The organism is Rhodococcus sp. IEGM 1381, assembly GCF_030056795.1.
Taxonomy (GTDB): domain Bacteria; phylum Actinomycetota; class Actinomycetes; order Mycobacteriales; family Mycobacteriaceae; genus Rhodococcoides.
Window position 1 is genome coordinate 1,831,369 of the sequence record NZ_JASHKQ010000001.1, and the last position, 12,847, is coordinate 1,844,215.

The window sequence follows — 12,847 nt, forward strand, 5'->3', positions numbered from 1 at the left end:
TGATGTGTCCTTACTCGTCTTCGGTGACTGTGACGGTGACGTCGATGTTGCCGCGGGTGGCGTTGGAGTAAGGGCACACCTGGTGGGCCTTGTCGGCCAGCGCCTGCGCGTCGTCGCGGCTCAGGTTCGGCAGGGTCACCTCGAGGGTGACGGCGAGCTGGAAGCCGCCTGCGTCGTTGGGTCCGATGTCGACGCGAGCGCCGACGGCCGAATCGGTGACGTCGGCCTTGTCCTGGCGCGCCACCATCTGCAGTGCGGAGTGGAAGCATGCGGCATAGCCGGCGGCGAAGAGCTGCTCGGGGTTGGTGCCGTTGCCGCTGCCGCCCATGGCCTCCGGGATGGCGAGGTCGAGATCGAGGCGTCCGTCGGAGGTGCGGGCGTGGCCGTTACGGCCCTCTCCGGTCGCAAGAGCTTCGGCGGTATAGATGGTCTTCATGATTCTCCTTCTGTCGTGCGCGAATCGGTGTGATGCAGAGCGCTCGTCAATGCGTCGAGCGCTTCCTTGAGCCTGACGAGATCGTCGATTCCCATGCCGGTCTTCTCGGCCAGCTTGCGTGGGAGGTCGAGTGCCTTCGCGCGCATGGCGCTGCCGGTCTCGGTGAGGTGGATTTCGACGCGGCGTTCGTCGGTGCTCAGTCGTCGACGCTCGATGAAACCGAGGCCTTCGAGTCGCTTGAGCATCGGCGAGAGAGTGCCGGTGTCCAGCTCGAGTTCGGCGCAGATCTCCTTGACGCCGCGCCCGTCCTTCTCCCACAGCACCAGCAGCACGAGGTACTGCGGATACGTGACGCCGAGCTCGTCGAGCATCGGGCGATACACCGCGGTCGTAGCCCGCGATGCGGAGTACAGCGCGAAGCACACCTGACGGTCGAGTGCGAGTTCGTTGATCACCTCACGTACAGTAGTGCACGGTTAAGTTGTGCGCAACCTATCTCTCCGATGTGCATGGAACTTCGTAGCCTGCTAAGAAGTTCCATGCACATGGGCGGTCAGCTCTGCAGGGCACTCTTCAGGCCGTCGAGCACGATCGTTGCCGCGGTCGGGCCGGCGTTGAGGTACCACGGGTCGTCGTCTACGCGCACTATGTGGTTCTCGGTGGCTGCGCTCATACCCGTCCAGAGCGGGTTGGTGGTGTACGACGCGGCGCTCGAATCGGCCCCCGCGTCCTGGCTCGATACGAACACCCAGTCGGCGTTCGCGAGCTGTATCTCCTCCTCGCTGAAGTCCTGCGAGGTCTTGTCGAACTGTTGACTTTCCGGCCGAGCCAGACCGGCGTCCCAGGCGATGTAGCCGGCGAAGGAGGGAACGCCGAACACTCGCGCGCGATCCGCGGTGAAGCGGACGAAGGAGACCGTCGGAGTGCCGCTGCTGCCGGCAACCGAGTTACCGAGTGCCGCCGCGTCGGAGACGAAGGTGTCATTGAAGGTCTGCGCTTGCTCGGTTCGGCCCAACGCGTCGGCGAGCAGCAGGAAGTCCTGCTTCCAGTTCACTCCGGTGCCTTCGGTGAGCACGGTCGGTGCGATGGTCGAGAGCGTCGGGTATATGTCCTCGGAGCCGGTCTTGTTCGCCAGGATGAGGTCGGGTTCGATGGCGGCGATGGCCTCGATGTCGACGCTCTGGCGGTTGCCCACGTCCACCACTTGGCTCAGCTGGTCCGTGTATTGGGGGAACGAGAAGCTGATGTAGTCGGGCACCAGTGCGGCACCGTCTCCGTAGGCGACTCCGGTGGGTACGACGCCCAGTGTGAGGGCTGCATCGAGCTGACCGGTGGCGATCACGACGATCTTCTTCGGTTCGGCAGGGATCTCGGTGGAGCCGCCGAAGTGGCCGACGGTGCGTGGAAACACTCCGTCGGCCGCTCCCGAACCCATGCCGTCGGGGACGCCGGTCGGTCCCGGTGCGTCCGTCACGGCGTCGCCGGTGGCCGACTCTGCGCTGGTGGAGGGAGTGGTGGTCTGCTCGGCGGTGCCGGCGCAGGCGACCGTGGTCAGCGCGGTGACTGCGGCGATCGTGGTGGCCAGGAGTAGACGTTTCACTTCGTTCTCTTTCGCAGGGCGGGCGTAGGCAGGTAAGCCTAGCCTGTACCTGACGAACGAGGTGAGCGGAACTTCGTGGCAGGGGTCGAAGTTCCGCTCACCTGGGGTCAGCGCAGCGCGGCCGCCGCCTGCACCATGTTTCTCAGCGACCGCTCCACCTCGGCCGCCCCGCGGGTCTTGAGTCCGCAGTCTGGATTGACCCAGAGTCGTTCGGCAGGAACGGCTTTCAATGCCGCACGCAGCGATTCGGTGATCTCGTCGACACTCGGCACCCGCGGTGAATGGATGTCGTACACGCCGGGGCCGACACCGAGGTCGAATCCTACCGAGTTCAGGTCGTCGAGTACTTCCATGTGCGAGCGGGCCGCCTCGATGGACGTCACGTCTGCGTCCAGGTCGACGATCGCGTCGATGATCTCACCGAACTCCGAGTAGCAGAGATGCGTGTGAATCTGCGTGTCGTCGGACACGCCGGATGTCGAGATCTTGAACGATCTCACGGCCCACTCCAGGTATGCCGCTGTATCTTTCGAGCGCAGCGGGAGGAGCTCGCGAAGGGCAGGTTCGTCCACCTGGACTATGCGAATACCCGCTTCCTCCAGATCGATCGTCTCGTCGCGAATCGCCAGGGCGATCTGAGCTGCGGATTCGTCCAACGGTCGGTCGTCTCGGACGAACGACCACGCGAGAATCGTCACCGGGCCGGTCAGCATGCCTTTGACCGGCTTGCCGGTGAGCGACTGCGCATACTCGGACCAGTGCACGGTCATCGGTTTCGGACGCGAAACGTCGCCGTACAGGATCGGCGGCCGAACGCATCGAGATCCGTACGACTGGACCCAGCCGTTCGACGTGGCCGCGAAGCCGCTGAGCTGCTCGGCGAAGTACTGCACCATGTCGTTTCGCTCGGGCTCGCCGTGTACCAGCACGTCGAGGCCGATCTTCTCTTGCAGTGCCACGACATCGGCGATCTCGGACTGCATCCGGGATACGTATTCGGTTTCGTCGATCTGGCCTGTGCGCAGGGCTGCCCGAGCGAGTCGAATCTGCGTGGTCTGCGGATACGAGCCGATGGTGGTCGTCGGCAGCGAAGGCAAGTCCAGTCGCACAGCCTGAGCCCGACGACGTTCCTCGGCCGGGGTGCGGTCGACGGAGACCCCCGCCTCGAGACGTGCCCGGATGGTCGCGTCGTGCAAGCGGGGGTCGGTGCGACGACTCTCGAGCGCGGCTCGGGCCTGATCGAGCTCGGACGACACCGATTCGGTCCCGTCTCGAAGCGCCCTCGCGAGGACTGTCACCTCGGCAACCTTCTCGGCACCGAACGCCAGCCAGGATCGGAGCGGATCGACGATGTCGGTCTCCCCGTCGAGGGTGTACGGAACATGCAGCAGCGAGCACGAACTCGACACCGCAAGCGTTCCGGCGCTGCCCATCAGGCTCGCCAACGTTGCCAGCGCCCGGTCGAGATCCGTCCGCCAGATGTTGCGCCCGTCCACGACGCCCGCGACTATGTGTTTGCTCGCGAGCGCAGGCACCACAGCAACGTGCTCGACGGTGCCCGGCACCGTCAGATCGATCGACAATCCCTCGATGCCGGTCGATGCGAGCACGGGCAGCGCAGCACCGAGGTCACCGAAGTACGACGCCAGCAATATGGCGGGCCTCGTCGACACAGCGCTCAGAAAGTCGTAAGCCCTTTTTGCACAGTCGATCTCGCTCTGGGTGCGATCGGCTACGAGCGCCGGTTCGTCGATCTGGACCCACTCCGCCCCGGCATCGGCGAGGGTCGTCAGCAGCTCCGCATACAGCGGCAGAATCTCGTCGAGGCGGTCCAGTAGCGGGGCGCTGCCGCCGACTGCCTTCGACAGCAACAGGAACGTCACCGGTCCTACGACGACCGGTCGAGCCGGGACATCGAGCGCGCGAGCCTCTTCGAGCTCGGCCAGCACTTTCTCCGGGTGCAGGGAAAAGGTTGTCGCGGGGGAGATTTCGGGCACGAGGTAGTGGTAGTTGGTGTCGAACCACTTGGTCATCTCGAGTGGTGCGACGGTCTCGTTGCCGCGGGCAGCGGCGAAATAGCGGTCCAGTTCGCTGCCGATGCCTCGAACCCGCTCCGGTAGTGCGCCGAGCATGACTGCGGTGTCGAGCACGTGGTCGTAGTACGAAAAGGTGTTCACCGGAACGGAATCGAGTCCAGCGGCGACGAGTTCTCGCCAGGTGTTCTCGCGCAATGTTCGCGCAACGGATTCGAGTGCGGCTGCGTCGAGCGTTCCGGCCCAGTAGGATTCGACGGCTTTCTTCAGTTCGCGGTTCGGTCCGATACGGGCCGAGCCGAGCACGGTGGCGGTGAATTCGATACTCACGGTAGTTCTCCAGGTGACTGCTGCATCGACGGTGCACCGCCTTCTCGGGCGCGCATCCCGGAGAGCCCCACGAGCAGCCGTACCAGGGTTACGCGCCCATTCCACGAGGCGGTGAACCGCTGCGCACGGCGTGCACAGCACAGACGGCAGGTATTCGGACTCGCGGGCACGTGGACGAAGAGCCCACTCCTACTGGCCGTCGCTTCCCGAAGAGGCCTCTTCAGTGCTGTTGACGGCGGTCGTTCCTGCATACCGCTGCGGGACAGTCCCGGATTCTCACCGGGTTCCCTCTCGCGACGCGCCGAACTGCACGCATCGCTTCGACGCCGTGGTGAACTTCGGGGCTCCTCATGACCACCTGGCGAACCGACTGCAGGGACGAGCATAGATCCATCGACGACGCATCTGTTACGGTGCTCTCCATGCAGCGCGCGTATTTCTGGTTTAGCAGGCCGGCCCCGGGTGGGTCAGCCAGCGACGCCGTGCGCTGACCTCCACCCCACGAGCCGGATACAGACCGGCTCGAAGTGCGCGTGGAGCATGCTGAGCCGGCCTGGGAACAGGAAACCCTCTCATGACGCTCTCCCTCGACACCCCGTCACTCGATGATCAACGGACGATCAGCATCAGTCCGCTGGTTGCCCCCTCGGTCGTGCGCCGCGAACATGCGGTCGACGACGCGATCGCGGCGAGTGTCCGTACCGGACGCTCCGGTGTCGTCGACATTCTCGACGGCCGGGACGATCGACTGATCGTCGTCGTCGGCCCGTGTTCGGTGCACGACACCGATGCTGCCCTCGATTACGCCCGGCGCCTCGCCGCGACGGCAGCCGAACTGGGCGATCGACTGCACATCGTCATGCGGGTCTACTTCGAGAAGCCCCGGACGACGCTGGGGTGGAAGGGACTGATCAACGACCCGCACCTCGACGGCAGCTTCGACATCAACGCCGGACTACGGGTGGGACGTCAACTGCTGCTCGATATCTCGGCGCTCGGCCTGCCTGTCGGATGCGAATTCCTCGACCCGATCACTCCGCAGTACATCGCAGATCTGGTGAGCTACGGCGCGATCGGTGCCCGGACCGCTGCGAGCCAGGTGCACCGCCAGCTGTGCAGTGCGCTGTCGATGCCGGTGGGGATCAAGAACTCCACCGAGGGCGACATCCAGGTAGCGGTCGACGGCACCCGGGCCGCCGCCGCGAGCCATGTCTTCCCCGGCACCGATCTGGACGGCCAGGCAGCGCTCATCCGTACCGTCGGAAACCCGGACTGCCACGTCATTCTCCGCGGGGGCGTCGACGGACCGAACTACGACGTCGAGTCGGTCGCCGATACCGTTGCGCGGCTGCGTAAGTCGGGTCTGCCGGAGCGCGTCGTCATCGACGCAAGTCACGGCAACAGCCGCAAGGACCACAACAAGCAGGTCGACGTGGTCACCGATGTGGCCGGCCGAGTCGCAGCAGGCGAACACGGCATCGTCGGGCTCATGCTCGAAAGCTTCCTGGTGGCGGGGCGTCAGGATCTCGAACTCGGACACCGCGACGACCTGGTGTACGGGCAGTCGATCACCGATGCCTGCCTCGACTGGGATACGACGGCAACACAATTGAACGTGTTGGCTGCAGCGGTCGAGGAGCGCCGGAACACGAGAACCTCGCGCTAACGAACCCCGCGCGGTCGGAACTGCGCGCTGATGCGTGGGCCGGTCGCGCGGGTGGACTTGGGAATCGCGTGTTCCCACGTGCGTTGACACGAGCCTCCCATCACCACCAGATCGCCGTGCCCGAGCGTGAACTTCAGCGACGTACCGCCGCCGCGAGGTCGAAGCATGAGTTGTCTTGTCGCACCGAGCGAGACGATCGCCACCATGGTGTCCTCAGTGGCGCTGCGGCCGATGTTGTCGCCGTGCCAGGCGACGCTGTCGGAGCCGTTGCGGTAGTGGCACAGACCGGCGGTGGCGAAGGACTCGCCGAGTTCGGCGCGGTAGTGATCGTCGAGCGCGTCCCGCGCCTCGTACAGTGCCGTGTGCGGCCAGTGCTCGCGCTCGGCGTAGAACCGGACCAGGCGTGGCACATCGACCACGCGGTCGTACATCTGTCTGCGTTCGGCGCGCCAGTCGACGTCGGTCACCAGCGAGTCGAAGAGATGGGTATCGGACAACCAGCCCGGGCGCACGTCGATCCAGGCACCGAGCGTCAGCTCCCGTCGGGTGACGGACTGCAGCGACCCGACGCCACCGTCGTCGTCACCGAACAACGAACCTTGCATCGCGAGCGACATGAAGCGACTGTATCGAACAGGTGTTCCCATTTCCACTACACGGCGGTATCTTCTTCCCATGGGCTATCGATTTCAGGTCGTCGTGGACAGCGCCAACCCCCATGCGCTGGCGAAATGGTGGGCACAGACGCTGGGTTGGCAGTCCGAACCCAGCAACGAGGACTTCATTCGCGAGATGGTCTCCGCGGGGCATGCTCGCGAGGAGGATACGACCACCTTCGAAGGCGTTCTCGTGTGGCAGGCGGGCGCGGGAATCGTCGATCCCGACTCGCCCGGCTCCCCGCGGGTGCTGTTCCAGTCGGTAGTCGAGCCGAAATCGGTGAAGAATCGCTTGCACCTCGACATCCGCGTCGGTGACGAGCGTGAGTCGGTGGTGACGGAACTCGAAGCGCGGGGTGCGTCGGTACTTCATCGGGGAAATCAGGGTCCCAGCATCTGGATCACCATGACCGACCCCGAGGGCAACGAATTCTGCGTCAGCTGAGACGGTACGAGCCGGGGGTCTGACCGGTCCAGCGCTTGAAGGCACGGCGGAACGCGCTTGGCTCGGAGAAGCCCAGACGAGCGGAGATGTCGTCGACACTGTCTCCGCGGCTCAAACCGGAAATCGCTGCATCGCGCAGCACTTCTTCGCGCAGTTGGTTGATCGAGGTGCCCTCCTGGCGAAGGACGCGGCGAAGGTGCGGCGGGCTGATGTTGAGCATCGCCGCGATGTCCTCGGTGCCCGGTGCGCCGCCTTTGAAGCCGGTTTCGAGCGCCCGGCGAACCTGGCTCGACGCAGTGCTGTCGTAGTCTCGGGACGAGAACAGCAGATTGGGTGACTCGGCCAGATACTCGGCGAGGGTCTCCTCGGTCTGCACTATCGGTGCTCGCATCACACCACTGTCGAATTCCAATGTCGCGCGGTCGGTTCCGAACTCGACATGGGTTCCGAAGATGGTGTCGTACATCTTGCCTGCTTCGGGTCCGGGTAGCGAGTACGGCAGTTGCACCGACAGCAGCTTCACCCGATTGCCGATGAGCCACGCCGCGAACCGGTGCAGCAGAATCAACAGAAAATCGGTGAGTAATCGCTCGGCGAGTTCGTTGGCTTCCGCGCTCAGATGAGTCGTGGGCGTGACGTGCACCGTCAACACCGTGGATTCTTCGGTGCGGTCCAACGTCATGGGGCGAACAGGAATCAGCACCCGCATGGTTTCGGACATCCTGATCAGAGCCGCCCAGAGGTTCTCCGAATGAATCAGCGTCTGGCAAATGACGCGAAAGCTGCCGCGGCGCACCGGTACTGCGGCGAGGCCGAACAGCTCGTCGCCGGTCATCGCCCAGACCGCCTGAGTGAAGGCAGTGACTTGGCGGGTGGTCAGGCGTTCCGCCGGGTTTCCGAGAATGGTGGGCACGATGCCGGCCATCGACAACGGGTAGGTCAAGTCCATCCCGCCGCTCGTCGCGAGGTCGACGGCCTGCCTCACGAAGTACGCCGGGATCGTCGGTTGCGGAGTCACAATCTCCGTAACCTCTCGGCTGCGTCGGCGAGTACCTCGTCTTGCTTGCAGAAAGCGAAGCGTACCAACGACTTCCAGGGAGCTGGTTCGTCGACGAAGGCGGTGACCGGGACCGCAGCGACGCCCACCAGATCCGGCAGGGAGCGGCAGAATTCGTACGCGTCCCCACGCCCGATCGGCGCGATGTCGGCGCACACGAAATATGTTCCCGCGCTGTACTTCACGTCCGCGCCGGCGGCGGCAAGTGCGGCCGAGAGCGTGTCCCGCTTGCGTTGCAGACCGTCGCGCATCGAGGTGATCCACGCCTGCTCGTGCTCGAGGGCGTAGGCGACGGCAGGTTGGAAAGGGGTGCCACCGACGAAGCTCATGAATTGTTTGGCGGCGCGCACGGCATCGATCAATTCGGCCGGGCCCAGCGCCCACCCCGTCTTCCACCCCGTTGCGTTGAAGGTTTTCGCCGCACTGGAGACGGTGACGGTGCGCTCGAACATCCCCGGCAGGGTCGCGATCGGCGTGTGCACCTTGTCGTCGAAGGTCAGGTGCTCGTAGACCTCGTCGGTCAAGACGAGCAAGTCGTGTTCGACGGCGATCTCGGCGATACGGACCATGGTGGCGCGGTCGAAGACGGTACCGGTGGGGTTGTGCGGGGAGTTGACGATCAGCATGCGTGTTCGGGGGCCGACGGCACGATCGAGGGCGTCGGTGTCGACCGTCCACCCGTTGCCGTCGGAAACCAGTGGCACGGCGGTGCGGGTCGCTCCGGCAAGGGCGATGGCGGCCGCGTACGAGTCGTAGAACGGCTCGATCAGCAGCACCTCGTCGCCCGGCTCGATCAGGCCGAGCAGCGATGCCGAGATCGCCTCAGTGGCACCGACGGTGACCAGTACCTGCGAGTCGGGGTCGTAGTGCAGCCCGAATCGCCTTTCCCGGTCGGCTGCGACGGCACCCCGCAGCACCGGCATACCGGGGCCGGGGGAGTACTGATTGAGTCCGCTCGCAATGGCCTCACGTGCGGCCTCGAGCATGGCAGGCGGCCCGTCGGTGTCGGGAAAGCCCTGCCCCAGGTTGACGGCATTCTTCGCCACCGCGAGAGCGGTCATTTCGGCGAATATCGTCGATGCGAACGGGCGCAGGCGCGCCACTGTGCGCGAGGGCGGCATCTCGGACATTCGTCCAGCGTAGTTCACCGGCCTGAACCGGGCTTTCGCCCTGCATCTGTACTGTGCCTGTCATGCGATTCGGATTGTTCGTTCCACAGGGTTGGCGCCTGGATCTGGTCGGTATCGATCCCGCCCGGCACTGGAATGTGCTGCGTGACCACGCGCTCGCCGCCGAGGCCGGTCCGTGGGAGTCCCTGTGGGTGTACGACCATTTTCACACCGTTCCCACCGCAACCGACGAGGCGACGCACGAGGCATGGTCGCTGATGTCCGCACTGGCCGCGAGCACCTCCCGGATCAGGCTCGGGCAGATGTGCACTGCGATGTCGTATCGCAACCCGGCCTACCTCGCCAAAGTTGCTGCCACGGTGGACATCATTTCCGGCGGACGCGTCGAGATGGGCATCGGCGGCGGCTGGCACGAGCACGAGTTCCGCGCCTACGGTTACGGATTTCCCTCTGCGGGTGAACGATTGGGTCGACTCGACGAGGGCGTGCAGATCTTCAAGCAGGCATGGACGACCGGAGAGGTGTTTCTCGACGGAAAGCACTACCAGATCGACGGTGCCGTGGTTCGCCCGCTCCCGCTGCAGGAGGGCGGAATCCCGCTGTGGATCGCGGGCGGAGGCGAGAAGGTGACGCTGAAGATCGCCGCGAAGTACGCCAACTACACCAACTTCGATGGAACCCCCACCGGATTCGCTGCCAAATCGGCTCTGCTGCGTGAGCATTGCTCCGCCGTGGGCACCGACTTCGATGCCATCGTCCGCTCGGCGAACTACAACGTCGTCATCGGGGCGACCGAGTCCGAAGTGGAAGACAAGCTCCGCGCCCTGGAGAGTCGGCTCACCGACTACGTGGGCGCGGACAAAGCAGAAGGAGCGCTGGCGGCGTTCCGCGGTATGCCGGCCGTCGGAACCCCGGAACAGATCGTCCGGAATCTGACGGCGCTGCAGGAGCAGGGGATGACGTACGGAATCTTCTACTTCCCCGAAGCTGCCTACGATCGCTCCGGAATCGAACTCTTCGAGCGCGAGGTCATTGCGGCTCTTCTGTAGCTCGTCTCAGGTCGTCGGGAAGATCCGCCGGATCGATCAGTAGCTGTTGGTTCTTGGCCTTGCGTACCTTTTCGGACAAGCCGATGTTCGCGTGCAACAGCGCCCACTCGCCCTCGGTGATCTCGTCGGTTGCGCGTGCGAGAACCATTGCATCGGGGGTGCCCCAGGCGATGGGCATCGCCGAAACCAGCTGCCAGGTTCGCCCGCCCGTGTTCGTTCCGCGGTCGGCGAGAACCGACACCGAGGGCACCTTCGCTCCCCGCTCCATCGCGTGGCCGGGCAATGCTCGCACGACCCGGGTGATCAACACGTAGTGCGGTTCTTCGACACCCGGCTTCGCGATGTCGACCAGGGCCAGCAACAGCGCTCCGCTCGGTAGTTTCTCGGCCACCATCGCAGGAACCAGATCGCCTGCAGCGTATTGCGCTTCGATGGACCCCATCTTGCGCGGTGCCCACAGCATCACCCACAGCGAGGTGGCCGCACCGATGCAGAACACCGCGCCGAGGATGTACGACCACGGGGTTGCGATCCAGATGAACCACACCCCCAGAGCAGTCAGGATCGCTGCCGTGAGCGCCGCAGAGGCGCGCAGCCGCCGAAGCTCGGTGAACGTCTCGTTCACCGACTTCGCGTGGGCTACGTCTACTGGGAACTGGAATCGGCGCACACAACTATTCCTAGCACGCCGCCCATGCCGACAGAAGCGTCAGATCGCCGGACCGAGCAAGTCGTCCGCGTCGGTGATGCGGTACGCGTACCCCTGCTCGGCGAGGAAACGCTGACGGTGCGCGGCGTACTCGGCGTCGAGGGTGTCGCGGGAGACCACCGAGTAGAAGTGCGCCTGACCGCCGTCGTGCTTGGGTCGGAGCAGTCGGCCGAGGCGCTGCGCTTCTTCCTGCCTCGATCCGAACGTTCCCGAAACCTGAACTGCGACAGACGCTTCCGGGAGGTCGATCGAGAAGTTCGCCACCTTGCTCACCACGAGCGTCTCGATCTCGCCCTTGCGGAAGGCGTCGAAGAGCACCTCGCGTTCCTTGTTTTTGGTCGAGCCCTGAATGACCGGTGCGTTCAACGCCTCACCGAGTTCGTTGAGCTGGTCGAGGTACGCTCCGATCACCAGCGTCGGCGCGCCCTTGTGTTTGGCGAGGATCGACTTCACGACGGCAACCTTGGTATGAGCCGTCGAGCACAGCTTGTAGCGTTCTTCGGGTTCGGCTACGGCATACGACATGCGCTCGGCATCGGTGAGAGTGACGCGAACCTCGATGCACTCCGCCGGTGCGATCCACCCTTGCGCCTCGATGTCCTTCCACGGCGCGTCGTACCGTTTGGGTCCGATCAGCGAGAAGACGTCACCCTCGCGCCCGTCCTCGCGGACGAGCGTCGCGGTGAGGCCAAGGCGTCGACGCGATTGCAGATCGGCCGTCATGCGGAACACCGGCGCGGGGAGGAGATGCACCTCGTCGTAGATCACCAGACCCCAGTCGCGGGAATCGAACAGTTCCAGGTGCTTGTATTCACCCTTGGTACGACGCGTGATCACCTGGTACGTGGCGATTGTCACAGGGCGAATCTCTTTGCGCTCTCCCGAATACTCGCCGATCTCCTCCTCGGTGAGCGAGGTGCGCGCGATCAGCTCGCGCTTCCACTGCCTACCGGCGACGGTGTTGGTGACCAGAATCAGCGTGGTCGCCTTGGCTTTGGCCATGGCGGCCGCGCCGACCATCGTCTTGCCGGCTCCACACGGCAGCACCACGACGCCCGAGCCACCGGCCCAGAACGAATCCGCCGCCATCTCCTGGTAGTCGCGCAGTGTCCACTTGCCGCCCTCGGTGTCGAGTTCGATGGGGTGCGCTTCGCCGTCCACGTAGCCGGCCAGGTCCTCGGCCGGCCAGCCGATCTTGAGCAACATCTGCTTCACGTGGCCGCGCTCGCTGGGGTGGACGATGACGGTGTCCTCGTCGACCATCGCGCCGAGCATGGGCGCAATCTTCTTGTGCCGCATCACCTCTGTGAGCACTGCACGGTCGAGGCTGATGAGCACCAGCCCATGGACAGGGCTCTTGACCAACTGCAGTCGGCCGTAACGCGCCATGGTGTCGACGATGTCGACCAGCAGCGGCTGCGGTACCGCGTAACGCGAGAAATTCACCAGCGCGTCGACCACCTGCTCGGCGTCGTGGCCCGCGGCCCGCGCGTTCCACAGGGCCAACGGGGTGATGCGATAGGTGTGCACGTGCTCGGGGGCACGCTCGAGTTCCGCGAACGGTGCGATGGCCGCCCGCGCAGCACCCGCGAGTTCGTGATCGATCTCGAGCAACAGCGTTTTGTCGGACTGAACGATCAGCGGGCCGTCGGTCACGGTTCCTCCTAGAGACTTCCGCTGCGCCCGAAAGAGCGCAACTTCTCCATTGTCCACAGGTACGGGCGCGCGTGCACGTG

General features: G+C 64.8%; 12 protein-coding genes and 1 riboswitch. Of the genes, 3 read left to right on the forward strand and 9 right to left on the reverse strand.

Features of this window, described 5'->3' with window-relative positions:
- Positions 1 to 10: 10 nt before the first annotated feature.
- The 4 genes from QM797_RS08610 to metE all read right to left on the reverse strand — a co-directional run bounded on the left by QM797_RS08610 (position 11) and on the right by metE (position 4,399).
- Positions 11 to 436, reverse strand: a complete 426-nt coding sequence (locus QM797_RS08610) for an organic hydroperoxide resistance protein (RefSeq protein ID WP_032377436.1) — start codon at positions 434 to 436, stop codon at positions 11 to 13.
- A complete protein-coding gene (locus QM797_RS08615; protein ID WP_283274872.1) occupies positions 433 to 891 on the reverse strand; it encodes a MarR family winged helix-turn-helix transcriptional regulator in 459 nt (152 codons plus the stop codon). Before QM797_RS08615 ends, QM797_RS08610 begins: the two co-directional genes overlap by 4 nt.
- Positions 892 to 989: 98 nt before the next feature.
- On the reverse strand, positions 990 to 2,036 hold the full coding sequence (locus QM797_RS08620) for an ABC transporter substrate-binding protein (RefSeq protein WP_283274874.1): 1,047 nt from the start codon (positions 2,034 to 2,036) through the stop codon (positions 990 to 992).
- A gap of 107 nt (positions 2,037 to 2,143) precedes the next feature.
- Positions 2,144 to 4,399, reverse strand: a complete 2,256-nt coding sequence (metE, locus tag QM797_RS08625; protein ID WP_283274875.1) for a 5-methyltetrahydropteroyltriglutamate--homocysteine S-methyltransferase — start codon at positions 4,397 to 4,399, stop codon at positions 2,144 to 2,146.
- 128 nt (positions 4,400 to 4,527) lie between these two features.
- Positions 4,528 to 4,734: riboswitch (cobalamin riboswitch) on the reverse strand.
- A gap of 239 nt (positions 4,735 to 4,973) precedes the next feature.
- Between metE and QM797_RS08630 the strand changes: the two genes are divergently transcribed.
- Complete coding sequence (locus QM797_RS08630) at positions 4,974 to 6,065, forward strand: 3-deoxy-7-phosphoheptulonate synthase (RefSeq protein ID WP_283274876.1); 1,092 nt, start codon at positions 4,974 to 4,976, stop codon at positions 6,063 to 6,065.
- On the opposite strand, the gene QM797_RS08635 is transcribed toward QM797_RS08630, so the two are convergent.
- Entirely contained in the window at positions 6,062 to 6,682 is a 621-nt protein-coding gene (locus QM797_RS08635; RefSeq protein WP_283274878.1) for an alpha-ketoglutarate-dependent dioxygenase AlkB, read from the reverse strand. The two genes, QM797_RS08630 and QM797_RS08635, sit on opposite strands and share 4 nt — an antisense overlap.
- Positions 6,683 to 6,740: 58 nt before the next feature.
- Here QM797_RS08635 and QM797_RS08640 point away from each other — a divergent pair, with 58 nt between their 5' ends.
- A complete protein-coding gene (locus QM797_RS08640; RefSeq protein WP_283274880.1) occupies positions 6,741 to 7,166 on the forward strand; it encodes a VOC family protein in 426 nt (141 codons plus the stop codon).
- On the opposite strand, the gene QM797_RS08645 is transcribed toward QM797_RS08640, so the two are convergent.
- Both QM797_RS08645 and QM797_RS08650 read right to left on the reverse strand, forming a co-directional pair.
- Entirely contained in the window at positions 7,159 to 8,184 is a 1,026-nt protein-coding gene (locus QM797_RS08645) for an AraC family transcriptional regulator (protein WP_283274882.1), read from the reverse strand. The genes QM797_RS08640 and QM797_RS08645 overlap by 8 nt on opposite strands.
- Complete coding sequence (locus QM797_RS08650; RefSeq protein WP_283274883.1) at positions 8,181 to 9,353, reverse strand: pyridoxal phosphate-dependent aminotransferase; 1,173 nt, start codon at positions 9,351 to 9,353, stop codon at positions 8,181 to 8,183. Before QM797_RS08650 ends, QM797_RS08645 begins: the two co-directional genes overlap by 4 nt.
- Positions 9,354 to 9,415: 62 nt before the next feature.
- On the opposite strand from QM797_RS08650, the gene QM797_RS08655 reads away from it, so the two are divergent.
- Positions 9,416 to 10,402 (forward strand): LLM class F420-dependent oxidoreductase, encoded by a 987-nt coding sequence (locus QM797_RS08655; protein WP_283274884.1) that lies wholly within the window; start codon positions 9,416 to 9,418, stop codon positions 10,400 to 10,402.
- Here the strand turns inward: QM797_RS08655 and QM797_RS08660 are convergent.
- Complete coding sequence (locus QM797_RS08660) at positions 10,383 to 11,072, reverse strand: DUF3239 domain-containing protein (protein WP_283274886.1); 690 nt, start codon at positions 11,070 to 11,072, stop codon at positions 10,383 to 10,385. The genes QM797_RS08655 and QM797_RS08660 overlap by 20 nt on opposite strands.
- Positions 11,073 to 11,111: 39 nt before the next feature.
- Positions 11,112 to 12,767 carry a DNA repair helicase XPB gene (locus tag QM797_RS08665; RefSeq protein ID WP_283274887.1) on the reverse strand — a complete coding sequence of 552 codons (1,656 nt, stop codon included), beginning with the start codon at positions 12,765 to 12,767 and terminating at the stop codon, positions 11,112 to 11,114.
- Positions 12,768 to 12,847 lie beyond the last annotated feature (80 nt).